Annotated in this window: 23 protein-coding genes; 11 read left to right on the plus strand and 12 right to left on the minus strand. The window is 66.9% G+C overall.

The genetic code is table 11. The annotated features are described in order from the left end of the window. Positions 1 to 7: 7 nt before the first annotated feature. From BM172_RS17575 to BM172_RS17585, 3 genes are all read right to left on the minus strand, one after another. Positions 8 to 448, minus strand: coding sequence for a pilin (locus BM172_RS17575; RefSeq protein ID WP_026633474.1), 441 nt, complete (start codon positions 446 to 448; stop codon positions 8 to 10). Positions 449 to 769: 321 nt separating this feature from the next. Beyond that, the gene (locus tag BM172_RS17580) at positions 770 to 1,213 is read right to left on the minus strand and encodes a pilin (protein ID WP_026633473.1); all 444 of its coding nucleotides are present in this window, start codon (positions 1,211 to 1,213) and stop codon (positions 770 to 772) included. Between the two features lie 155 nt (positions 1,214 to 1,368). Next, positions 1,369 to 3,099 carry a peptide MFS transporter gene (locus tag BM172_RS17585; protein WP_051548316.1) on the minus strand — a complete coding sequence of 577 codons (1,731 nt, stop codon included), beginning with the start codon at positions 3,097 to 3,099 and terminating at the stop codon, positions 1,369 to 1,371. A gap of 150 nt (positions 3,100 to 3,249) precedes the next feature. Here BM172_RS17585 and BM172_RS17590 point away from each other — a divergent pair, with 150 nt between their 5' ends. After that, positions 3,250 to 5,352, plus strand: a complete 2,103-nt coding sequence (locus BM172_RS17590; protein WP_026633471.1) for an alpha/beta hydrolase family protein — start codon at positions 3,250 to 3,252, stop codon at positions 5,350 to 5,352. Positions 5,353 to 5,439: 87 nt separating this feature from the next. On the opposite strand, the gene corA is transcribed toward BM172_RS17590, so the two are convergent. From corA to BM172_RS17615, 5 genes are all read right to left on the minus strand, one after another. Further along, on the minus strand, positions 5,440 to 6,471 hold the full coding sequence (gene corA / locus BM172_RS17595; protein WP_026633470.1) for a magnesium/cobalt transporter CorA: 1,032 nt from the start codon (positions 6,469 to 6,471) through the stop codon (positions 5,440 to 5,442). 41 nt (positions 6,472 to 6,512) lie between these two features. Beyond that, positions 6,513 to 7,730, minus strand: a complete 1,218-nt coding sequence (locus BM172_RS17600; RefSeq protein WP_026633469.1) for a lipoprotein N-acyltransferase Lnb domain-containing protein — start codon at positions 7,728 to 7,730, stop codon at positions 6,513 to 6,515. 32 nt (positions 7,731 to 7,762) lie between these two features. Next, a complete protein-coding gene (locus BM172_RS17605; RefSeq protein WP_026633468.1) occupies positions 7,763 to 8,611 on the minus strand; it encodes an HlyC/CorC family transporter in 849 nt (282 codons plus the stop codon). A 93-nt stretch (positions 8,612 to 8,704) separates the two neighbouring features. Continuing rightward, the gene (ybeY, locus tag BM172_RS17610; RefSeq protein WP_081805000.1) at positions 8,705 to 9,187 is read right to left on the minus strand and encodes an rRNA maturation RNase YbeY; all 483 of its coding nucleotides are present in this window, start codon (positions 9,185 to 9,187) and stop codon (positions 8,705 to 8,707) included. Then, complete coding sequence (locus BM172_RS17615; RefSeq protein WP_026633466.1) at positions 9,184 to 10,164, minus strand: PhoH family protein; 981 nt, start codon at positions 10,162 to 10,164, stop codon at positions 9,184 to 9,186. The genes ybeY and BM172_RS17615 overlap by 4 nt, the downstream gene beginning before the upstream one ends. 91 nt (positions 10,165 to 10,255) lie before the next feature. Between BM172_RS17615 and BM172_RS17620 the strand changes: the two genes are divergently transcribed. From BM172_RS17620 to BM172_RS17635, 4 genes are read left to right on the plus strand one after another with little or no spacing between them, the layout of a single operon-like run. Then, on the plus strand, positions 10,256 to 10,930 hold the full coding sequence (locus BM172_RS17620; RefSeq protein ID WP_026633465.1) for a TetR/AcrR family transcriptional regulator: 675 nt from the start codon (positions 10,256 to 10,258) through the stop codon (positions 10,928 to 10,930). Beyond that, on the plus strand, positions 10,927 to 11,889 hold the full coding sequence (locus tag BM172_RS17625; protein WP_051548315.1) for an HlyD family secretion protein: 963 nt from the start codon (positions 10,927 to 10,929) through the stop codon (positions 11,887 to 11,889). The genes BM172_RS17620 and BM172_RS17625 overlap by 4 nt, the downstream gene beginning before the upstream one ends. Positions 11,890 to 11,918: 29 nt before the next feature. Next, a complete protein-coding gene (locus tag BM172_RS17630) occupies positions 11,919 to 12,860 on the plus strand; it encodes an ABC transporter ATP-binding protein (RefSeq protein WP_026633463.1) in 942 nt (313 codons plus the stop codon). Continuing rightward, positions 12,857 to 13,966, plus strand: coding sequence for an ABC transporter permease (locus BM172_RS17635; RefSeq protein WP_026633462.1), 1,110 nt, complete (start codon positions 12,857 to 12,859; stop codon positions 13,964 to 13,966). Before BM172_RS17630 ends, BM172_RS17635 begins: the two co-directional genes overlap by 4 nt. A 99-nt stretch (positions 13,967 to 14,065) precedes the next feature. On the opposite strand, the gene miaB is transcribed toward BM172_RS17635, so the two are convergent. Next, a complete protein-coding gene (gene miaB, locus BM172_RS17640) occupies positions 14,066 to 15,394 on the minus strand; it encodes a tRNA (N6-isopentenyl adenosine(37)-C2)-methylthiotransferase MiaB (protein WP_051548314.1) in 1,329 nt (442 codons plus the stop codon). 274 nt (positions 15,395 to 15,668) lie between these two features. Here miaB and BM172_RS17645 point away from each other — a divergent pair, with 274 nt between their 5' ends. After that, positions 15,669 to 16,709, plus strand: a complete 1,041-nt coding sequence (locus BM172_RS17645) for a lytic transglycosylase domain-containing protein (protein WP_035322346.1) — start codon at positions 15,669 to 15,671, stop codon at positions 16,707 to 16,709. Between the two features lie 15 nt (positions 16,710 to 16,724). Here BM172_RS17645 and BM172_RS17650 read toward each other — a convergent pair whose 3' ends face one another. Continuing rightward, positions 16,725 to 17,912, minus strand: coding sequence for a S1C family serine protease (locus BM172_RS17650; protein WP_026633461.1), 1,188 nt, complete (start codon positions 17,910 to 17,912; stop codon positions 16,725 to 16,727). Positions 17,913 to 18,094: 182 nt separating this feature from the next. Here BM172_RS17650 and petA point away from each other — a divergent pair, with 182 nt between their 5' ends. The 5 genes from petA to BM172_RS17675 all read left to right on the plus strand — a co-directional run bounded on the left by petA (position 18,095) and on the right by BM172_RS17675 (position 21,924). Continuing rightward, a complete protein-coding gene (petA, locus tag BM172_RS17655; RefSeq protein ID WP_026633460.1) occupies positions 18,095 to 18,700 on the plus strand; it encodes a ubiquinol-cytochrome c reductase iron-sulfur subunit in 606 nt (201 codons plus the stop codon). Continuing rightward, positions 18,700 to 20,004 carry a cytochrome b gene (locus tag BM172_RS17660; protein WP_026633459.1) on the plus strand — a complete coding sequence of 435 codons (1,305 nt, stop codon included), beginning with the start codon at positions 18,700 to 18,702 and terminating at the stop codon, positions 20,002 to 20,004. Before petA ends, BM172_RS17660 begins: the two co-directional genes overlap by 1 nt. Positions 20,005 to 20,017: 13 nt before the next feature. Further along, on the plus strand, positions 20,018 to 20,752 hold the full coding sequence (locus BM172_RS17665; protein WP_035322344.1) for a cytochrome c1: 735 nt from the start codon (positions 20,018 to 20,020) through the stop codon (positions 20,750 to 20,752). Positions 20,753 to 20,823: 71 nt separating this feature from the next. Further along, positions 20,824 to 21,447 (plus strand): glutathione S-transferase N-terminal domain-containing protein, encoded by a 624-nt coding sequence (locus tag BM172_RS17670; RefSeq protein WP_026633457.1) that lies wholly within the window; start codon positions 20,824 to 20,826, stop codon positions 21,445 to 21,447. A 54-nt stretch (positions 21,448 to 21,501) separates the two neighbouring features. Next, on the plus strand, positions 21,502 to 21,924 hold the full coding sequence (locus BM172_RS17675; protein WP_026633456.1) for a ClpXP protease specificity-enhancing factor: 423 nt from the start codon (positions 21,502 to 21,504) through the stop codon (positions 21,922 to 21,924). Between the two features lie 29 nt (positions 21,925 to 21,953). Here the strand turns inward: BM172_RS17675 and BM172_RS17680 are convergent, their stop codons facing one another. Continuing rightward, the gene (locus BM172_RS17680; RefSeq protein WP_051548313.1) at positions 21,954 to 22,364 is read right to left on the minus strand and encodes a DUF3301 domain-containing protein; all 411 of its coding nucleotides are present in this window, start codon (positions 22,362 to 22,364) and stop codon (positions 21,954 to 21,956) included. Positions 22,365 to 22,448: 84 nt separating this feature from the next. After that, complete coding sequence (gene nadC / locus BM172_RS17685; protein ID WP_026633455.1) at positions 22,449 to 23,306, minus strand: carboxylating nicotinate-nucleotide diphosphorylase; 858 nt, start codon at positions 23,304 to 23,306, stop codon at positions 22,449 to 22,451. Between the last annotated feature and the right edge of the window lie 23 nt (positions 23,307 to 23,329).

Consider the following 23,329-nt stretch of genomic DNA (forward strand, 5'->3'; position numbering starts at 1 on the left):
CCGAGAATTAACGGCAAGCGGTCGGCAGGTACTTCGGATCGATGTTGGTGTTGTTGGTCTTGCACACCCACGAGATGCTGCCGGTGTTGGTGACGGCCGAGAAGGCCAGCACCTTGCCCTGGATCTTGGAGTTCGCGGTGGTGGTGTTGAACTTGGCCTGGATCTGGCCCTGGGTGGCGCCAACGTCGATCGAAGCCACGTACTTGCCGACGATGCTGACGTTCTTGGCCAGGCCAGCCGACTGGTTGGCCGGCGGGAAGCGGCCGGTGTTGCTGTAGAACTCACCCATCGCGGTCTTGGCACCGTCCGACAGCACCGCACCTTCCGACACCTGCGAGCGGATCAGGTAATCCTGATAAGCCGGGATGGCGATGGCGGCCAGGATGGCGATGATCGCGACCACGATCATCAGTTCGATCAGGGTGAAGCCCTTCTGCACGTTCTTCATGATGGTTCCTCTGTTTTTGGTTAGCTAACCGTTTTGATGCCCCCTGAGCCCCAGTCCCGAATCCCCCTAGGCGGGATCGGACCCATACTTACGGTCAGGAACGACCAGGAAGCTCGCGACAAATTAAGCAGCTTGCATGCCATTTTTGCCGCGGACATATTCCCGCATGGCGGTGGGGTTAGGAATTGTGCCTAGCTTCACGAAAGCTCACAACGAGTGGGCTGGCAACATCCTAATCGAGTGAACTGTGATCGATCCAACATAAGCTTTCGATGTCGTTGTTGGGCAGTAGGTGACGTGTTGCGTCACTCTTGTGAGGGTTTACTGCCTGCAGGACGTCGGCAGGTACTTCGGATCGACCGTGCTCCTGGTGCAGGTCCACGTGATGCTTCCGGCGTGGCTTACCGGCGAAAGCGCCAGGTAAGTACTTGCAGTGTTGATATGCGAATTCGCTTTCGCGGTCTGGAACTTCACCTTGACCAACCCGCCGGAGACGTCCACGTTCGAAACATAATTCCCTACGATCGACGTGTTTGTCGCCAGCCCCGCGGACTGGTTATTCGAGGGAAAACGACCCGTGTTTGAAACGTAATCCCAAACGGCTGTCTTGGCCCCGGTAGCCAGGCTCATGCCCTCGGCAACCTGCGCACGAATGGCATAGTCCTGATAGGCCGGAATCGCAATCGCCGCAAGAATCGCAATGATCGCCACCACGATCATCAGCTCGATCAACGTAAAGCCCTTGGCAAGGCGTTGGCGCAACATAAAAGCATCCCCCTGGGTGTCGACGCCCCAGTGAAGGCATGTTTTGTACCAACGGTGAAACAGGGGGCAGGGAACGCATCAGCTGGGACCAGCGGATATCTGTTCCGTGACCGCCCGCACGATCTTGGTCATCTCGGGCCAAGCCGCGACCGGTCTTACTTCACTCCCTGCATCCACCGCTTGACCACCGGCGTCACAAGCAGCGCAAGTACGGCAGCTCCCAGCCCCAGCCAGACCATCTGCTGGAACAGGGTTCCATACTTGGCCGTAGCGAGCGCCATGTCGATCTGCCCGTCCGCCGGCACGTCCAGCGCGGCGAGCTTGCCCAGGATCGAGGCCAGCTGTTCGGAGAACGACGTGCCCAGCCACCATGCGCCCATCATCAGGCCGGCCACCTGCGGCACGGACAGTTGCGTGACCGCGGAGAGGCCGATCGGCGACAACGCCACCTCGCCCATCTCGATCAGCAGATAGGCCAGCGCTATCCACCACACGCTGCCCAGCGCGCCGCTGGCCGGATCCGGGTTGCCCATCAGCAGCGGAATGAAGGCGAGGCCGGCGAAGGCAAGGCCGATCGCGCTCTTGGCGGGCTTGGACGGATTGAGGCCATGGCGTTCGAGGAAGGGCCACAGCCATGCGGCGATGGGTGCGAGCAGCACGATGAACAGCGGGCCGAGATAGGTCAGCGAGCTGGCCGTCTGCGGCAACACGATGCAATCGCGCACGATAAAGACGACACCCATCAGCGTGAGGCCGCCGAGCAGCAGGCCGGGCAGGCGGCCGCCGTGCAGGCGCAGTGCGAGCGCCACCAGGAACGGGCTCAGCACCAGCGGCAGCGTGGACCACGGCATCGGATGGCCTTCGCGGATCACCAGCGCGGGGAACAGATCCTTGGTCAGCATGCGGTCGTTGAACAGCACCCAGGAGCCGTAGGTCTGCTCGTACAGGGTGAAGAACAACAGGCACACCGCCACGAAGAACACGCAGGCCAGCATGTGCTGGCGCTGCACCTTGTTGCAGCGCGCGGTCACGTACCAGGCCAGCCAGCCCAGCCATGCAGCCATCGTCGCCACCTGCAGCCACAGCACCGCATTGCCCAGCTGCATCAGCGCCCACAGCGCAGGCAGCGCGAGAGCGGCGCAGAGATAGATGGTCCATTCCACCGTCAGCGGGCCGAACAGGCGTCGCCGCAGCGCCTCCGGGTCCGGCGGCTCGGCGTGGCCCTGCAGGTATTTCTGGCCGGTGAGGAATACCGCCAGGCCCGCCAGCATGCCAATGCCCGCCGCGCCGAAACCATAGCTCCAGCCATAGCGCTCGCCGAGGTAGCCGCAGATCAGCGCCGAGAACAATGCGCCGACATTGATGCCCGCATAGAACAGGGTGAAGCCCGAATCCAGCCGCGGATCGCCTTCCGCGTACAGCTTGCCGACCACGGTGGAAATGTTCGGCTTGAGGAAACCCACGCCGCTGATGATCAGCGCCAGCGACAGATAGAACACGCTCAGCGCGAACAGGTCGCGATGCACCGCGCCATCCGGTCCCACCGTCGCCGCATGTCCTTCCACCGCCATGCCCAGGTGCCCCAGGCACAGCAGCACGCCACCGAGCAGCACGGCCTTGCGCATGCCCAGGTAGCGGTCGGCCAGGATGCCGCCAAGCACCGGTGTGGCGTAGACCAGGCCGCCGTAGGCGCCGAGTACGGACAGGCTTTCCGCGTCGGTGAAGCCGTGGTGCTTGATCAGGTACAGCGCCAGCAGCGCCTTCATGCCGTAGAACGAAAAGCGCTCCCACATCTCGGTGAAGAAGCAGACGTACAGGCCCTTGGGATGGCCGAACAGCTCGTCGCGATCGAGCGGGGCCGGAAGGTCGGGGTGGTTGGATGCCATGGAACGTGCCGGACTGCAAAAGCGGCGAGTATAGCGAGCGCGGGCCGCCCGCCGCCCGCCGCAAGTCCCCGTCTTGCTGCGTTATTCCTTGCGTCGCGAGGCGGGGCCTCTGTACCGTCTGCGCTTCGTTCCACCCAGGGAATCCTGCCCATGAAGCCTTTGTTTGTCGCGCTGGCGCTGTCGCTGGCGGCCTCCTCCGCCATCGCGGCCGAGGTCGAGAATCACTCGCCGCATCCGTTCAACATCCGCGACCTGGTGATGATGGATCGCGTCGGCGATCCGCAGCTGTCGCCGGATGGCCGCTATGCGCTGTACACCGTACGCAGCACCGACTACGCCGCGAACAAGGGCATCACCGCCATCTACCTGCTCGATCTGCAGCAGGGCGGCAAGCCGCGCAAGCTGGTCGACAAGGGCTCCTCGCCGCGCTGGGCGCCGGATGGCGCGTCGTTCTATTACCTCGCCGCGAAGGATGGCGTCGCGCAGTTGTGGCGCTGGGGCTCCAGCGACCCGAAAGCGGGGTTGCTCGGCAAGACCGCGGCCGCACCTGCGCAGGTGACGCATACGCCGCTTGACGTCAACGCGTTCGTGCTGTCGCCGGACGGCAAGCAGGCGCTGCTGAGCTTCGACGTATTCACCGACTGCGCCGACCTGGCCTGCACCAAGGAGCGGCTGGACGGGCGCGAAGCCGACAAGTCCACCGGCACCGTGTACGACAAGCTGTTCGTGCGCCACTGGGATACCTGGGCCGACGGGCGCCGCGCGCAGCTGTACATCGCCGATCTGCAGGGTGACGAAGCGCCGCGCCTGCTCAGCCTCGGCATCGACGGCGACGTGCCGAGCAAGCCGTTCGGCGGCGACGACGAATTCAGCTTCTCGCCGGACGGGCGCACCGTGTATTTCGATGCGCGCATCGCCGGCAAGACCGAGCCCTGGTCGACCAACTTCGACGTGTTCAGCGTGCCGGCCGACGGCTCCGCCGCGCCAAAGAACCTCACCGCCGCCAACCCGGCCTGGGATACCGCGCCGGTCGCCTCGCCGGACGGCAAGACGCTGTACTACCTGGCGATGAAGGAGCCGGGTTTCGAGGCCGACCGCTTCGGCATCATGGCGCTGGACCTGGACAGCGGGCAGAAGCGCGAAGTGGCGCCCGACTGGGACCGCTCTGCCGGCGGCCTGAAGATTTCCGCCGACGGCAAGACGCTGTATGCCAGTGCGGACGATCACGGCCAGCATCCGCTGTTCGCCATCGACGTGGCGACCGGCAAGGTGCGCACCCTGGTGACCGACGGCGCCATCGGCGGCTATTCGCTGGGCAAGTCGCGCCTGCTGCTGCAGCGCGACGATCTGAAGCATCCGGCCGATCTGTACACGGCGGACCTGCAAGGCAAGAGCCTCAAGCAGGTCACCCACTACAACGAGCAGCGCCTGAAGAACACGCAGATGGGCGAGCCGGAGTTCTTCACCTTCAAGGGTTGGAACAGCGAGACGGTGCAGGGCTATGTGGTGAAGCCGGCCAATTACAAATCGGGCCGCAAGTACCCGGTGGCCTTCATCATCCATGGCGGCCCGCAGGGCGCGATGGAAAACGCCTGGAGCTATCGCTGGAATCCGCAGACCTATGCGGGCCAGGGCTTCGCGGTGGTCACGGTCAACTTCCATGGTTCCACCGGCTATGGCAAGGCGTTCACCGACTCCATCTCGGGCGACTGGGGCGGCAAGCCGCTGGATGACCTCAAGGCCGGCTGGAAGGCCGCACTTTCCAAGTACAGCTTCCTCGACGGCGACCGCGCCTGCGCGCTGGGCGCCAGCTACGGCGGCTTCATGGTGTACTGGATTGCCGGCGTGTGGAACGAGCCGTGGAAGTGCCTGGTCGACCACGACGGCGTGTTCGATACCCGCTCGATGTACTACTCCACCGAAGAACTGTGGTTCGAGGAGAAGGAAAACGGCGGCACGCAGTACGAGCATCCGGAGAACTACGAGAAGTTCAATCCGCTGGACCGCGTGAAGGATTGGCGCGTGCCGATGCTGGTGGTGCATGGCGGCAAGGACTTCCGCATCCCGGACGTGCAAGGCCTGGGCGCCTTCACCGCGATGCAGCGCCGCGGCATTCCCAGCCAGTTCCTGCATTTCCCCGACGAGAACCACTGGGTGCTGAAGCCGCAGAACAGCGTGCAGTGGCACGAGACGGTCAATGCCTGGCTGAAGCAGTGGACGGCGCAGGATGGGGGCAGGAAGAACGGCAAGTGACGTTCGCTCCAGCAAATAAAAAGGCGGCCTTCGGGCCGCCTTTTTTAATCTCGCGTAGGTTGGGGTGAGCCGAAGGCGAACCCCAACCTACAACCAGCGCGAACGCTTCAGCCAGTAGTAGATGCCTGCCACCACGCCGACCACCAGGGCGATCATCGCCGGATAGGCCCAGGTCTTGTCCAGCTCCGGCATGTGATGGAAGTTCATGCCATACCAGCTGGTGATCAGCGTCGGCGCGGCCAGCATGGCGGCCCAGCCGGCGAGCTTCTTCATCACCTCGTTCTGGTTGAAGGTCACCAGCGAAAGGTTGATGTTGATGGCGGCGGAGAGCATCTCGCGCATCGCGCTGATCGATTCGTTGACGCGGAACACGTGATCGTAGACGTCGCGGAAATACGCGCGCAGCTCGTCCGGAATCAGGTGCGGATGCATGCGCACCAGCTGGCTGATGATGTCCTGCAACGGCGCCACCGCCAGGCGCAGCGTCATCAGGTCGCGCTGCATGTCGTACAGGCGCCGCACGGTGCGGCGCTTGAAGGTATCCCCGAAGATGTCCTGCTCCAGCTCCTGCAGCTCTTCCTTGAACTCGCGCACGATCGGCAGCAGGTTGTCGACGATGAAATCGAGCACGCCGTAGAGGCCATAGCTGGGACCGAGCGCGAGCAGGTCCGGCGTGTGCTCGCAGGCGCGGCGGGCCGGCGCATAGGATAGCGAGGCGCCGTGGCGCACGGTGACCAGGTAGCGCGCGCCCAGGAAGATGTGCGTCTCGCCGAAGGCGATGTGCCCGTTCACCAGTTGCGCGGTCTGCACCACGATGAACAGCGATTCGCCGTAGGCCTCGATCTTGGTGCGCTGATGGGCCGCCTGGGCATCCTCGATCGCAAGATCATGCAGGTCGAATTCTTCCTGCAGTTTCAGCAACAGCGATTCATCGGGCTCGTGCAGGCCCACCCAGACGAAGGTATCCGGCTCCTTCAGCACATCGCTGATCGCATCCAGCGTGACATCGCCGATGCGCTTGCCGTCGCGGGTGTTGTAGGCGACGCAGTTGACCACCATGGCGGGCTTTGCGTCGTCGGGCGTGGAGGCGGTGCGTGTGCTGAGGACCATGCCGCGCATGATGCCCAGGGCCACATGCGCGGTTCAATAGCGGGATTGTTTCAGTGAATACGCCGCAACCCCCGCCGCAGGCTCCACGACAACGCCAGCCAGCACGGAATCGCAAACAGCAGCCAGGGTTGGTTCTGCTGCACGGTGCCGGGCAGCAGGTGCAGGGTGAGGGCGGTGGCGATGGCTAGCAGTTGCAGCAGCAGGATGCGGTCGGCCAGGCGCGAGGCGGCGAGGCCGCGGCGGGCGCGCCACAGCGAAGGCAGCAGCAGGAAGGCGAGCGGGTTGAACAGCAGCAGGTTGGCGTTGGCCCAGGCCGAGTGGTGGGTGGTCAGGGTCCACAGCACCAGCAGCAAGAGGCCGACGATGCCGGCGGCAACGAGGTAGAGCGTACCCAGCAGGGCGAGGCCGGTAGGCCAGCGGCGCGCGGTGACGATCAGCAGCGCGGCGAAGACCAGGCCGGCGATCGCCAATGGCGCACGCAGGTCGGGCGCGTGTTCCGGTGGGACGTCGAGGCGGTTGGGCGACACCAGCTGGCTTTCGCCGGCGAGCACGCGCGTGCCGCCGGTGCCGTCGTCGATCTTTACGCTGGCCAGTTCGCGCTGCAGCACCATCGGCAGGAAGCTTTCCTGCCATGCCGTCGGCGGCTGGTCGGCGTAGGGCCCCAGGCCCAGGTCCAGGATCAGCATCAGCCACGACTGCGCGCTCATCAGGCGTGCGGTCTGCTGGCGATAAGTCATGCCGCCGGCGCGCGTTTCCAGCTGCTTGCGGATGGCGCCGCCGACCGCGCGGTCCAGCGCGTCGCGCACGCGGGTGGTGCAGTTGTCGACGTAGTAGTCGTAGTCGTAGCGCGCGTTCTCGGGGCGCAGGTTCCACAGCAGGAAGTCGCGCAGCGCCGCGGCCTGGTCCGGCGTGAGTGCCAGCGGCTGGCGCGTCACCGAGCGGCCGGATTCGATGTAGTAATGCTGGTCCTGCGCGGTATACGCCGCATCCATCAGGTAATGCATGCGGCCGCGCGCGAAGTTGAGCAGGAAACCGCTCTCGTCGAAATCGAACACGCCATAGTTGAAGTCGACCGATTCGCCGCTGACCGTGTCGTGCACCTGGATGGCGTCGTGGCCGAAGCGTTCCCAATACGTCTCGCCGGGGCCGTAGGTGACGAGGGCGATCTCGAGGTTGGCTCCCGGCGCGTTGGCGACGCTCGCATGAGCCTGGGCGAACGCAGCCCCCAGCAACGCAAACAGCAGGAGGGTGCGAGCGATCAGGCTCATCGGCGTGGGTTTCCCAGAGGATGAAAAGCGGCTCAGCCTTCGGCGAGGCGGGTGACGCGGAACTGCTGCACGCGGCGGTCGTCCGCCTCGGTGACCAGGAACAGATAATCGCCGATGGCGACTTCCTCGCCGACCTCGGGCAGATGGCCGAATTCTGAAGTGGCCATGCCGCCGACGGTGTCGAACTCCTCGTCGGAGAACGCGGCGCCGGCCTGCTCGTTGAAGTCGGCGATCGGCGTCAGCGCGCTGACCAGCCAGCCGCCGCCGGCCTGCTCGTGCATCAGCTCGGGTTCTTCCTCGTCGTCGTGCTCGTCGTCGATCTCGCCGACGATCTGCTCCAGCACGTCCTCGATGGTGATCAGGCCGGCGACGCCGCCGTACTCGTCGACCACCAGGGCCATGTGGTTGCGGGTGTGGCGGAACTCGGCCAGCAGCACGTTCAGGCGCATGGCCTCGGGGATCAGCACCGCGGGACGCAGCACGGTGGCGAGGCTGAAATCGCGGCCGTCGCCGACGAACTTCAGCAGGTCCTTGGCCAGCAGGATGCCGAGGATCTCGTCCTTGTCCTCGCCGTGCACTGGAAAGCGGGAGTGGCCGGATTCGACCACGGTGGCGAAAATCTCGCTCAGCGGAGCCTCGGCGGAGACCATCACGATCTGGGCGCGCGGGACCATCACGTCGTCCACGCTCAGCTCGGTGACCTTGATGGCGCCCTCGACCATGGTGAGGGTGTCGTTGGACATCAGGCCGTTGGCCTGGGCCGAGCGCAGCTCTTCAATCAGCTCTTCGCGATTGCGCGGCTCGCCGGAAAACAGATGGCCCAGTCGATCCCACCATTTGCGGTGGGCCGGGCCGCTGGTACTGCCAGGGTCCTCGTTCATTACGCTTGCGGGTGTGCCCATGCGTAGGGCGGAATGGCGAGTCTAGCCTAAAACTTGTGACGATTCAGGGCGCAAGCCTCGCATTGCAGGCCCTCAGGCGTACGGATCGGCGATGCCCAGGCCGGCCAGGGTGCGGGTTTCCAGCGCCTCCATGGCCTCGGCCTCGGCGTCTTCCTGGTGGTCGTAGCCCAGCAGGTGCAGTACGCCGTGCACGGTCATATGGGCCCAGTGGTCGCGCGGCGCCTTGCCCTGTTCGGCCGCTTCGCGGGCCACCACGGGAGCACAGATGGCCAGGTCGCCGATCAGCGGCAGGGCCACGCCGGGCGGCAGCTCGGCGGGAAAGGACAGTACGTTGGTGGCGTAGTCCTTGCCGCGGTAGTCGCGGTTGAGGGCGCGGCCTTCCCTGGCGTCGACGATACGGATCGACAGTTCCGTCGCCTTGCGCCGCCTGGCGCCGCGCAGCGCCGCTTCGACCCAGCGGCGGAAACTGGCGGAGGAGGGCACGCCGGCGCGCGGCGCCGCGTAGCCGACCGAGAGGCTCAGGTTCGACGCGGCGGCGGCCTTCGCCGGACTCACCTGGTTTCCTCGGGCTTCTGTTCGAACGCCTCATAGGCGCGCACGATCTTCGCCACCAGCGGATGGCGCACCACGTCGCGCGAGGTGAAGAAGGTGAAGCTGATGCCCTCCACGCCGCGCAGCACCTCGACCGCATGGCGCAGGCCGGAGCGCACGTTGCGCGGCAGGTCGACCTGGCTGACGTCGCCGGTGATCACCGCCACCGAGCCGAAGCCGATGCGGGTGAGGAACATCTTCATCTGCTCGACCGTGGTGTTCTGGGCCTCGTCCAGGATCACGTACGAGTCGTTGAGCGTGCGGCCGCGCATATAGGCCAGCGGCGCGATCTCGATCACATTGCGTTCGATCAGCTTGGCCACTTTCTCGAAGCCGAGCATTTCGTACAGCGCGTCGTACAGCGGCCGCAGGTAAGGATCGACTTTCTGCGACAGATCGCCCGGCAGGAAGCCGAGCTTCTCGCCGGCCTCCACCGCGGGACGCACCAGCAGCAGGCGCTGCACGCGGTTCGCTTCCAGCGCTTCCACCGCACTGGCGACCGCCAGGTAGGTCTTGCCGGTGCCGGCCGGGCCCACGCCGAAGCTGATGTCGTGGGTGGTGATCGCGTGCAGGTAGCGCGCCTGGTTCGGGCCGCGGCCCTTGATCACGCCGCGCTTGACCTTGATCACCACTTCCTGCGCGCCCTCGGCTGCCTCGGCAGTGAGCGCGTCGATGCCGGATTCGGCCAGATGGAGATTGATGCGCGCGCCGGTGAGGGTCTCCTGCTCGGTGCTGCTGTACAGCGCGCGCAGCACTTTTTCCGCCGCGCGCGTGGCGGCGTCCTCGCCGATCACCTGGAACAGGTTGCCGCGATGGTCGATCTCCACGCCAAGGCGCAGTTCGATCTGGCGCAGGTGTTCGTCGAAGGGGCCGCAGAGGTTGGCGAGGCGGGCGTTGTCTTCGGGGTCTAGCGCGAAGTCGCGCTGATTGAGCTCGGTCATAGGCGCGCGAGAGTAGCGCGGGGGAGGGATCAGGGCTACCCGGACGGGGCCGCACTTGCCAGTAATTAATTGTTTAATTAATTTAAGCCTCATGGCCCGAACCAAGCCCCCCGCCTCGCCTCGCCGCAGCGCCGGTCGTCCCGCCAAGGAAGACCGCGACCTGCGCGCGCACCTGCTCGACGTCGCCCTGGCCAGATTCGCCCGCGACGGCATCGGCGCGACGCCGCTGCGCGCGATCGCCACCGAGGCGGGCGTGACGCCGGCGATGCTGCACTACTACTTCGGCGACAAGGAGCAGCTGAAGCAGGCGGTGATCGACGAGCGCCTGCTGCCCGCGCTGGCGCCGATGCGCGAGCGGCTGGCCCAGGCCGGCAGTGAACCGGCGGTGCTGGCGGCGGGCTTCGTGCGCGGCATCAGCGAGGTGGTGGCACGGCATCCCTGGCTGCCGCCGCTGTGGGTGCGCGAGGTGCTGTGCGAGGGCGGCGAGCTGCGCGAGGTGCTGTTCCACCACCTGCTGCCCAACCTGCCGCAGCTGCTGGCGCAGCGCTTCACCGCCGCGAAGGAAGCCGGCGCGCTCAACCCCGGGCTGGACCCGCGCCTGCTGGTCGTGTCGCTGGTCGGCCTCACCTTGTTTCCCGCTGCGGGCGCGCCGATCTGGCGGCGCGTGTTCGAGGCGGACGATCTCGATCCGCAAGCCCTGGTCAACCACACCCTGGCCCTGCTGGAACGCGGCCTCGGCCCGCAGCCGTCCGGAGCTTCCGCATGAACCGACCCATCCTCCGCTCCGTCGCCTGCGCGCTAGCCCTCGCGCTGGCCGCCTGCAGCAAGGCGCCGCCGCAGGCGCTGGGCACGCTGGAATACGACCGCATCGGCATGCCCGCGCCGGCGGCCGAGCGTGTGTTGGCGATCAAGGTGCGCGAAGGCGAACAGGTCGCGGCGGGGCAGCCGCTGCTCGAACTCGATCCCACCCACACGCAGGCTGACCTGGCCGCCGCCGAAGCGCAGGCCCAGCAACAGCAGGCGAATCTGCTGGAGCTGCGCGTGGGGCCGCGCCAGGAGGACATCGCCAAGGCACGCGCCGACCTGGCTGCCGCCGAGGCGCAGGCGCGCGATGCGCGCGCCTACTACCAGCGCCTGCTGCCGCTGCAGAAAGACAACTACGCCGCGGCCGCCGACATCGACCGTGCCCGCGCCGCCGCCGGCAATGCCAACGGCCAGGTCGCGGCCGCGAAAGCCGCACTCGACGCGCTGGTGCACGGCACGCGGCCGGAACAGGTCGCGCAGGGCGAAGCGGCGCTCGCCGCTGCGCAGGCGCAGGCGGCGGCGCAGAAAGTCTTGCTGGGCAAGCTCGCCCTGGTCGCACCGCGGGCCGGGCGCGTCGACAGCCTGCCGTACAAGCTGGGCGACCAGGCGCCGGTCGGCGCGCCGCTGGTGGTGCTGCTGGCGGGCGATGCGCCGTATGCGCGCATCTATCTGCAGGAGCCGCAGCGCGCGCGCCTGCGCGTCGGCGACACGGTGCAGGTGCATGTCGACGGCCACGACAAGGTCTATCAGGGCAAGGTGCGCCTGATCCGCAGCGAGCCGGAGTTCACGCCTTACTACGCCTTGATCGGCGAGGACGCGGCGCGCCTGAGTTACCTCGCCGAAGTGACCCTGGGCCCGGACGCCGCCGAGCTGCCGGTCGGCGTGCCGGTGCGCGTCGACTATCCCGAGGCGAAGCCGTGAGCGGCGAAACCGGCCGCAACGATTGCGCCATCCGCGCGCGCGGCCTGACCAAGCGCTTCGGCAACTTCACCGCGGTCGATCATGTCGATCTGGAAGTGCCGGCACGCCACGTCTACGGCTTCCTCGGCCCGAACGGTTCGGGCAAGTCCACCACCATCCGCATGCTGTGCGGCCTGCTCACGCCCAGCGAGGGCGAGATCGACGTGCTCGGCCTGAGCGTGCCGCGCGAAGCGGAGGCGCTGCGCAAGCGCATCGGCTACATGACGCAGAAGTTCTCGCTGTTCGACGACCTGGGCGTGCGCGAGAACCTTCAATTCATGGCCGCGGTGCAGGGCGTGCCGAAGGCGCGCACCAGGCAGCGCATCGACGAGCTGATCGAGCAGTACCACTTCGGCGACCGCCAGAAGCAACTGGCCGGCACCATGAGCGGCGGCCAGAAGCAGCGCCTGGCGCTGGCCTGCGCGGTGATCCACGATCCGGAACTGCTGTTCCTCGACGAACCCACCAGCGCGGTGGATCCGGAATCGCGCCGCGATTTCTGGGAAAAACTCTTCGAGTTGACCGACGCCGGCACCACCATGCTGGTCTCCACGCACCTGATGGACGAAGCCGAGCGCTGCCATCGCCTGGCCGTGCTCGACCGCGGCGTGCTGGTCGCGGACGGCACGCCGGCCGAACTCACCGGCCGGCTCGAAGGCCGCACTTTCGTGGTGGCCAGTGCGCAACCGCGGCGTGCACAGCAGCCGCTGGCGCAGGCGGACGATGTGCTCGGCGTGGCCCAGGTCGGCAACGAGCTGCGCGTGATCGTGCGCGAAGGCCTGGCCGATGGCGACGAGGCATTGGCGCGCTTGAAGCAGTTGCTGGCCGAGCGCGACCCGCAGGCGCGCATCGAGCCGGTGCAGCCCAACCTGGAGGACGTCTTCGTCGCCGTGACGCGCCAGCAGCATCCGGGGCAGGAGCGCGCGGCATGAACTGGCGGCGCCTGTGGGCGATCGTGCTGAAGGAACTGCGGCAGATGAGTCGCGACCGCATCACGCTGGCCATGATCGTCGGCATCCCGGTGATCCAGCTGGTGCTGTTCGGCTACGCGATCAACACCAACCTGCGCGGCCTCGATGCAGGCATCGCCGACCAGGCCAACAGCGCCGGTTCTCGCGCCCTGGTGATGGACATGCTGGCGACCGGGGTGATCGCGCCGGTGGCGCATGCCGACACCCCTGAGGAACTGGTGGCGATGCTGCGCCGCGGCCAGATCAGTATCGGCGTGGTAGTGCCGCCGGACTTCGAGCGCCGCCGCTACGATGGGCGCCAGGTCGCGCAGATCATGGTCGACGGCAGCGACAACGTGGTGCAGAGCGCCGCCGCGCAGCTGGCGCAGGTGCCGGTCGACGGTTCGGCGCCGGACACGCGCGCGCCCCTGGTCAGCACGCCGGCCGCAGGGCCGATCAGCATCGTCAGCTTCTACAATCCGCAGCGGCGCTCGGCGGTGAATATCGTGCCGGGGCTGATCGGGGTGATCCTGACCATGACCATGGTGCTGTTCACCGGCATCGCCATCGTGCGCGAACGCGAGCGCGGCAACATGGAGCTGCTGATCGCCACGCCGCTGACCAGCGCCGAGCTGATGGTGGGCAAGGTGCTGCCGTATATCGGCATCGGCCTGCTGCAGGTGACGGTGATCCTGGCGCTGGGGCGCTGGCTGTTCACCGTGCCGATCCACGGCAGCCTGCTGGACGTGTATCTGGCCGCGGGCCTGTTGATCCTGGCCAACCTCACCATGGGCCTGCTGATCTCCACGCGCGCGCAATCGCAGTTCCAGGCGATGCAGATGACCTTCTTCGTGTTCCTGCCGTCGATCCTGTTGTCGGGCTTCATGTTTCCGTTCGCCGGCATGCCGCAGGCGGCGCAGTGGCTGGCGGAGATATTGCCGCTGACGCATTTCCTGCGGCTGATCCGCGGCGTCATGCTGCGCGGGGCGAGCCTGTGGGAACTGTGGCGCGAGGTGGCGGCGCTGGTCGCGTTCACCGCCGTGATGATGACGGCGGCGATCTTGCGTTTTCGCAAGCGGCTGGATTGAGTCCGCGTAGGTTGGGGTGAGCCGCAGGCGAACCCCAATGGTGCGATGCGTTCGAATGTCGCGATGTTGGGGTTCGCCTGCGGCTCACCCCAACCTGCGTCATGCGGTGTGCACGCGGCCGCGCAGCGAATTGGCCATGGCCTCGGTAATCACCACGTCGATGAACTGGCCGATCATGCGCGCGTGGCCCGGGAAGTTCACGAAGCGCATGTTCTCGGTGCGGCCGGTGAATTCGTTCGGGTCCTTCTTGCTGGGCTTTTCCACCAGCACGCGCTGCACGCTGCCGACCATGGCCTGGTTGATCTGCCGCGCATTGGCGTTGATTGCCGCCTGCAGGCGCTCCAGGCGCTGGTGCTTGACCGCCATCGGCGTGTCGTCGTCCAGGTTGGCGGCCGGGGTGCCGGGGCGGGAGGAGAAGATGAAGGAGAAGCTCTGGTCGAAGCCGATGTCCTCGATCAGCTTCATGGTCTTCTCGAAATCCTCATCGGTCTCGCCGGGGAAGCCGACGATGAAATCCGACGAGATGCAGATATCCGGGCGCACCGCGCGCAGCTTGCGGATCTTCTGCTTGAACTCCAGCGCCGTGTAGCCGCGCTTCATCGCGCCGAGGATGCGGTCCGAGCCGGCCTGCACCGGCAGGTGCAGGAAGTTGGCCAGCTGCGGCACGTTGGCGTAGGCCTCGACCAGCGAGTCGGAGAACTCCAACGGATGCGAGGTGGTGAAGCGGATGCGGCCGATGCCGTCGATCTGCGCGATGGCATGGATCAGCACGGCCAGGTCCGCGGTGCCGCCGTCGTGGGTGGCGCCACGGTAGGCGTTGACGTTCTGGCCGAGCAGGTTCACTTCGCGCACGCCTTGCGCGGCGAGCTGGGCGACCTCGACCAGCACATCGTCGAACGGGCGGCTGATTTCCTCGCCGCGGGTGTAGGGCACCACGCAGTAGGAGCAGTACTTGGAGCAGCCTTCCATGATCGAGACGAAGGCGGTGGGGCCTTCGGCGCGCGGCTCCGGCAGGCGATCGAACTTCTCGATCTCGGGGAAGCTGATGTCCACCTGCGGCTTGCCGGTGGCGCGCTTGGCCTCGATCAGCTCGGGCAGGCGGTGCAGGGTCTGCGGGCCGAACACCAGGTCCACGTACGGGGCGCGCTTAATGATGGCCTCGCCTTCCTGCGAGGCGACGCAGCCGCCCACGCCGATCAGCACGGGCTTGCCGCCCTGCTTGAATTCCTTCCAGCGGCCGAGCTGGCTGAAGACCTTTTCCTGCGCCTTCTCGCGGATCGAGCAGGTGTTGACCAGGATGACGTCGGCCTCGGACTCGTCGGCGGTCAGCTCCAGGCCGTGCGAAGCCTTGAGCACGTCGGCCATCTTGGCCGAGTCGTACTCGTTCATCTGGCAGCCGTGGGTCTTGATGAAAAGCTTGCCGCTCATGGCGCTGGTACCGGTCGTGAGAAGGGGCGCTGGGGCGCCGAACCGTGCAGTTTACGCGCCCGCCGTCGCGCATGCCAGCGAAGCGCCAGTGCGATCAGGGACTTGCGTGGGTTTGCCGGGGTGGCCGGGCGGGGAGTTTGGCGCGGCGCACGAAACCGGGAGCCGGCGCTTGGCTTGGCCCCGGGGCAGGGGCACACTGCGCGCCATGTCTGATGCCGAGCGACAAGGGGAAAGCATCGGCTCGTCTTCGCGGGCTTTCCGTGCGGGCCTGGCCTTGAGCCGGGCCGCTGCCGCGTGCGCGCTGCTGGCCGGCCTGCTGTGGCTGGCGCCGGCCCATGCGGGCGGGCTGTACCGCTGCACCGGCTCGTCCGGCGAGACGGTCTACAGCAACAGCACCCAGGGCTACCAGGGCTGCCAGAAGATCGCGACCGTGGCGGACTCGCTGCCGCGTGCCGCCAAACCGAAGCAGGCGCCGATACCTCCGGCCAGTTCGCTGGCCTGGGTGAAGGGCGCCGTGCAGACCTCGGCGCAGGCGCTGCCCGAGCCGTCCCTGGTCGGGGCGCATGGCGACGTCGTCACCTCGGGGCGCGCAGTGCCGCCGCCGCCCGCGGCGCCGGCGGGCAAGCCGGGGCAGTGGAGCTACAGCGAATCGAAGACGGCCAGCGATGTCGCCGCGGCGCCGCCGGCCCCGGAGGCCGATCGCGTGCTGCGCGGTGCGGTATACCGGGTGACGCGTCCGGACGGGTCGGTCGAATACACCAATATGAAGCCGGCCGGTCCCGGCACGCATGCCGTGACCATGCTGTTCACCTATATCTCCACCTGCGTGGCGTGCAATCTGCATTCGCCGATCCGCTGGAACAGCGTGGAGCTCAACCTCACCGCGTATGCGGACACGATCCGCCTGGCCAGCGCCGAGTTCGGCCTGGACGAGGCTTTCCTGCGCGCGATCATTCATGCCGAGAGCGCATACAACCCGCGCGCGCTGTCGCTGAAGGGCGCGCAGGGACTGATGCAGCTGATGCCGGCCACGGCCAACGACATGGGCGTGCGCGACGCGTTCGATGCGGACCAGAACATCCGCGGCGGCGCGCGCTATCTCGCGCTGCTGCTGAAGAACTTCAACGGCGACGAGCGCCTGGCCGCGGCGGCATACAACGCCGGTCCCGGCGCGGTGCAGCGCTACAGCGGCGTGCCGCCGTTCGCGGAAACGCAGGTCTATGTCGAGCGCGTGGGCACGCTGCGCAAGCGCTACGGCGCGGTGGTGCGTCCGCCGGTGGCCTCCGCGCAGGACACGCGGCCGGGACGCGGCTGAGCCGCGGTCGGACGATCAGCCGTCGAGCGAGGCGGTCGGCGTCAGCGGCGGCCGCTGGGCCAGGGTGACTTCGGCATGGAACGGCGTGCCGTTGCGCAGGCCGGAGACTTCCACCTTGCTGCCGGGCGGCAGCGCCGCTTCGCGCCGGCGCAGATCGGCTGCATCGACGATGTCGTCCTTGCCGATGCGCAGCAGGATGTCGTGCGGCTGGATGCCGGCCTGGGCCGCGGGGCCGCCGGGATAGACATCGCTCACCTGTGCGCCGCGCGCCGCGGCGGGCAGGCCGCTGTCGGCGGCGACCGGCACGAAGGTGTAGTCGACGCCCAGCCAGCCGCGCACCACGTGGCCGCTGTCGATGATCTGCTCCAGCACCTTGCGCGCGCTGCTCGCCGGGATGGCGAAGCTGATGCCTTCGGCATTGGCCGCCTTGCCGATCAGCAGCGTGTTGATGCCGACCAGCTCGCCGTCCGTGTTGACCAGCGCGCCGCCGGAGTTGCCGAGGTTGATCGCCGCGTCGGTCTGGATGAAGTCTTCCGGGCTGGAGCTGCTCAGCTGGCGGCCGATCGCGCTGATGATGCCCATGGTCACCGTCTGGTTGAGTCCCAGCGGATTGCCGATGGCGAGCACGACGTCGCCGGTGCGGGCGGGGTGCTCGTCGGCGAAGGGGATCACCGGCGGGCTCGATACGTCGATCTTCAGCACCGCCAGGTCCGTCTCCGCATCGGCGCCGACCAGCTGCGCCTTGGCCACGCGGCCGTCGTAGAGCAGCACCTGGATGTCGTCGGCCTTGGCGATCACATGGTTGTTGGTCAGCACGTAGCCCTGGCTGCTGACGATGACGCCCGAGCCCAGGCTCTGCTCGCGGCGCTTGTAGATCGCGGGGCGGCCGCCGAACAGGCGCTGCAGCACCGGGTCGGAGTACATCTGCACGCCCTGCTCGGTGACCATCTTGTTTGCGTAGATATTGACCACCGACGGTGCGGCCCTGGCCACGGCATCGGCGTAGGACACCGGCCCGCTCGAACGCCCGCGAATGGTCGGGGCCGATGTCCCGCTGCCGGGTGCCTGCGCACTGTGCAGACCCACTCCCGCACGCAGCCGGTCACCCACGCCGGGCCACAAGAGGCTGATCACGAAGGCCACCGCCAGCCCCAGGACGACGAACCGGGCGATGAAGGCTAGCGTGCCGACGGCTTGTTTCATGCGGAAAAATGGGCCTTGGCGAAACGCTGGACGGAGGACGGGAGGGTGGATCGGAAAGGGCGCTTGCGTCGCCGCGGACGCTTGGGCCGTTTTATTGTACGTGGCAGGGGCTGACGCTACACTAACGCGATTTTTGCGGCCCCCAAAGTCGCACCTCAATGGCATAAGTACCGGAGAGCCTGATGGCGAACGAAGTCGTCGATCATGGCCGCCGAAGGTTCCTCACAGCGACCACCGCGGTGGTTGGTGGTGTTGGAGTCATCGCGGCAGCCGTGCCCTTCATCAAGTCGTGGGAACCGAGCGCTCGAGCCAAATCCGCCGGTGCTCCCGTCACGGTCGACATCAGCAAGATCGAGGCCGGCCAGAAGGTCACCTACCCGTGGCGCGGCCTCCCGGTCTTCGTGGTCAATCGCACCAAGGAGCAGCTGGACGCCCTGCCCGCGCAGGACGCCCGCCTGGTGGACGCCAAGTCCGACGGCAGCTCCGCCGAGCAGCAGCCCAAGTACGCGCAGAACGGCACGCGCTCGATCAAGCCCGAGTGGCTGGTCATGGTGGCGCTGTGCACCCACCTCGGCTGCGTGCCGGATTTCGTGCCGGTGATGAAGCCCGAGCCGTTCGATCCGGAGTGGAAGGGCGGCTTCTACTGCCCCTGCCACAAGTCGCGCTACGACCTGGCCGGCCGCGTCTACGCCGGCGTGCCCGCGCCGAAGAACATGCTGATTCCGCCGTACCACTTCGTGGATGACACGCACATCCAGATCGGCGTGGACCCGAAGGAGGCCGGCTGATGGCTACTGTGTTCTCGCGCATCGGCGATTGGGTCAATGAGCGCGCGCCGAACCTGGCGCCGACCTATCGCAAGCACATGACCGAGTACTACGCGCCGAAGAATTTCAATCTTTGGTACTACTTCGGTTCGCTCGCCCTGCTGGTGCTGGTCAACCAGATCGTCACCGGCATCTTCCTCACCATGAACTACAAGACCAGCGCGGCGGAAGCGTTCGCCTCGGTCGAGTACATCATGCGCGACGTGGAATGGGGCTGGCTGATCCGCTACATGCACTCCACCGGCGCCTCGCTGTTCTTCGTGGTGGTGTTCCTGCACATGTTCCGCGGCCTGATGTACGGCTCGTACCAGAAGCCGCGCGAGCTGGTGTGGCTGCTGGGCATGCTGATCTTCCTGGTGCTGATGGCCGAAGCGTTCATGGGCTACGTGCTGCCGTGGGGCAACATGTCGTTCTGGGGCGCCAAGGTGATCATCTCGCTGTTCGGCACCATCCCCGTGATCGGCAACTCCCTGGTGGAGTGGATCATGGGCGACTACCTGCCGGCCGACGCCACGCTCAACCGCTTCTTCGCGCTGCACGTGATCGCGCTGCCGCTGGTGCTGCTGCTGCTGGTGGTGCTGCACCTGGCCGCGCTGCATGAGGTGGGCTCGAACAACCCGGACGGCGTCGACGTCAAGCACGGCCCCAAGGGCAACCGCTGGGATGCCAGCAAGCCGGCCGACGCGATTCCCTTCCATCCGTACTACACGGTGAAGGACCTGGTCGGCGTGGGCTTCTTCCTGATCATCGCGGCCTTCATCATCTTCTTCGCGCCGACCTTCGGCGGCTGGTTCCTCGAGCACGACAACTTCGTGCCGGCGAACAACCTGGTGACGCCGACCCACATCAAGCCGGTGTGGTACTTCACGCCCTTCTACGCGATCCTGCGCATGATCCCGTCCCTGTTCAGCACCGCCATCTGGGGTGTGCTGGGCATGTTCGGCGCGATCGTGCTGCTGTTCCTGCTGCCGTGGATCGATGCCGGCAAGGTGCGCTCGATCCGCTACCGCGGCACCGGCTTCAAGGTGGCGCTGGGCCTGTTCGTGCTGTCCTTCATCGCGCTGGGCGCGGTGGGCGCGGGCGTGGTGGCCGAGGTCATCCCGGCCTGGTTCGGCAATGTCGACGTGACGTTCTGGGAGAACTCGTTCGGCCGCCTGTGGACGCTGGTCTACTTCGGCTTCTTCGTGTTCATGTGGGTCTACACGCGCGGTGGCCGTGAGAAGACCAGGCCGGTCCCGGAGCGGGTGGTGTATGACCATGACTAAGCGGCAATCCCTGATGAAGCGCACTCTCTCTTCGATCGCCCTTGCCGCCGGCCTCCTGCTGGGCAGCTCCTCGGCCATGGCCTCGGAGGAGGGCTCGCTGCCCTCCGCCGGCACCAACGTGCACGACCAGGCGGCGCTGCAGCGCGGCGCCAAGCTGTTCTTCAACTATTGCGTCGGCTGCCATTCGCTGAAGTTCGTGCGTTACTCGCGCATCGCCGAGGACCTGGGCCTCAGCGAGCAGGACGTGATGGGCAACCTCAACATGACCGGCGCGAAGTTCGGCGACCCGGTGGTCTCGCACATGCCCGAGGAGTCGGCCACGACCTTCTTCGGCAAGGCGCCGCCGGATCTCTCGCTGGAAGTGCGCGCCAAGGGCGCCGACTGGGTGTACGGCTACCTCAACTCCTTCTACCTGGACCCGAGCCGTCCGGTGGGCTGGAACAACACGGTGTTCCCGAACGCCTCCATGCCCAACCCGCTGTGGGAACTGCAGGGCCTGCAGACCGCGGTGATGCACAAGGTCGACGGCGAGGAGGCGGTCGAGAAGCTGGAGCTCTCGCGCCCGGGCAAGCTGACGCCGGCCGAGTACCAGCAGGCCACGCGCGACCTCACCACCTTCCTGGAATACGCCGCGGAGCCGGCCGCCCTGCAGCGCCAGCGCTACGGCATCTGGGTGCTGCTGTTCCTGGCCGCGTTCACCTTGCTCGCGTACGCACTGAAGAAGGAATATTGGAAGGACGTCCACTGAGACGTCGCTCCTTGGCCCAGCATGCGGCGGCCTCGGCCGCCGCATGCGCTTAGTCGATGGGGAGACCGCGCATGGTTCAAAGCGCACGTTCGCGATCCGTACTCGCCTTGTACTCGACCGCGGATGACATCCAATGCCACCGCACCCGCCTGGTGCTGGCGGCCAAGGGTGTCAGCTACGAAAGAGTAATCGTCGATCCGAGCAAGCCGCCGGAGGACCTGCTGGACCTCAATCCCTACGGCTCCACGCCCACCCTGGTCGATCGCGACCTCACGCTCTACGGCACCTCGGTGGTGTGCGAATACCTCGACGAGCGCTATCCCCATCCGCCGCTGATGCCGATCGATCCGCTGTCGCGCGCGCGCCTGCGCCTGGCTTCGCTGCGCATCGAACTGGACTGGCTCCCGGAAGTGCACACCATCCGCGCCGGCGGCCGTCCCGCCGACGGCGCGCGCAAGCGATTGCGCGAACACCTGCTGGCCTCGCTGCCGCTGTTCAAGGCCGCCAAGTTCTTCCTCAACCCGGAAATGAGCCTGGCCGACTGCCTGGTGGCGCCGGTGGTGTGGCGGCTGCCGTGGCTGGGCGTGGACCTGGGCCGCGAAGGCAAGCCGATCCTGGACTACGGCGAGCGCCTATTCCATAGCCAGGGCTTTGCGCGCAGTATGACGGCCGAAGAAAAGGCCATGCGGCCCTGAAGATCTAAAGAAGAGCAGTAAAGGCCGATGAGCAGTAACGATCCACATGTGCCGATGAGTTCCAATCGCCCGTACCTGTTGCGGGCGATCTACGATTGGATCACCGACAACAACCTCACTCCGTACATCCTGGTCGACGCCGCGCGCGAAGGCGTGCGCGTGCCGCCGCAGGTGGTGAAGAACGGGCAGGTGGTGCTGAACCTGGCGATGCGCGCGGTCGCCAACCTGGACCTCGGCAACGAGTGGATCAGTTTCCAGGCGCGCTTCTCCGGCGTGAGCCATTCGATCCTGATCCCGGTGCATGCGGTGCTGGCGCTGTACGCCCAGGAGAACGGGCAGGGCATGATGTTTCCCGCCGACGAAGGCGGCGACCAGCCGCCGCCGGAACCGCCCTCGGACGACACGCCGCCGCCGGACAGCCCGGACACCGGCGACAAGCCCCGCAAGGGCGCGCCCTTCCTGCGCGTGGTGAAGTAAGCGGCGGCGGCGTCGATCGCCGCCGCGCTTCAGTGAATTCGCGGATCCCCTGATTTCCTGCCTTCGAGGCGCGGACGCAGCGGCACGACGTTGCTCGCATCCGCGTCGGCATCGTTCCGCTCGGGAATGCGCGCCTCGATGGTCGGCAGGCTCAGCCCGGTGACGCGACCGTGCGCCAGCCACAGGCGGCCGGGTTCGCGGTCGTTGCCGTCGATGCTCACTTCGAAGCTGTAGCCGCGCTCGATCACGCGCATGCCGTCCAGCCGGCGCAGGCGCAGGCTGCTCAGGCCGACCGTTTCGTCCAGCAGCTGCAGTCCGTGGCGTTCGCACTGCCGGCGCGCTTCGGCGGCGGCGAGTTCGCGCAGGCGGCTGAGTTTCAGCCATGCCACCACGATGCTCGCCAGGAGCAGCAGCAGGAACAAGTCGTCGAATCGGGCCATGCGTGGCAGTGTGTGGTCGACAGGTGCCGCCCGCAAGGCCCGCCGGCCAACGGCGCGGCGCATGGGCGCCGCGCCGATCGGGTTTCAGTCGAGCTGCAGGCGCAGCGAGAGATCCACGGCGCGCACGTGCTTGGTCAGCGCGCCCACCGAGATGAAATCGACGCCCGTTTCCGCATAGGTGCGGATGGTGTCGAGATCCACGTTGCCGGAGATCTCCAGCGGTATGCGGCCGGCGGCGATGGCCACCGCTTCGCGCATCAGCGGCGGGGTGAAGTTGTCGATCATGATGCGGTCGACGCCGGCCTCGATGGCCTGTTGCAGTTCGTCCAGGTTTTCGACTTCCACTTCGAGCAATAGCCTGGGATGCAGCCGCCGCGCCGCTTCCACCGCCTGCGCAATGCCGCCGGCCGCGATGATGTGGTTTTCCTTGACCAGGATCGCGTCGTACAGGCCTACGCGATGGTTATGGCCGCCGCCGCAGCGCACCGCGTACTTCTGTGCGATGCGCAGGCCAGGCACGGTCTTGCGCGTGTCGAGCACGCGCACCGCGGTGCCGGCGACCGCCTGCACATAGGCTGCCGTGGTGGTGGCGGTGCCGGACAGCAGCTGCAGGAAGTTGAGCGCCGAGCGCTCCGCACTGACCAGCGCGCGCGCCCTGCCTTCGAGCCGGCAGATCACCGAGCCGGGCGCGACGCGCGCGCCGTCGCCGGCCTGCCAGTCGATGCGCACGGCGGGATCCAGGCGGCGGAAGCAGGCATCGAACCAGGCCGTGCCGGCGATCACCGCGTCTTCGCGGCAGGTCAGCGTGGCCTTGGCATTGGCACCGGCGGGCAGCAGTTCGGCGGTGGCGTCGCCGCTGCCGATGTCTTCGGCGAAGGCGCGTTCGACATCGGCCAGCACGAGTTCGGCCGGCGGCGGAGCAAGCAGGTTCGAAGAGGTCATGCCGAGGAATCAGCCCGATGTGA

Source organism: Dyella marensis (assembly GCF_900112865.1).
GTDB lineage: Bacteria > Pseudomonadota > Gammaproteobacteria > Xanthomonadales > Rhodanobacteraceae > Dyella_D > Dyella_D marensis_A.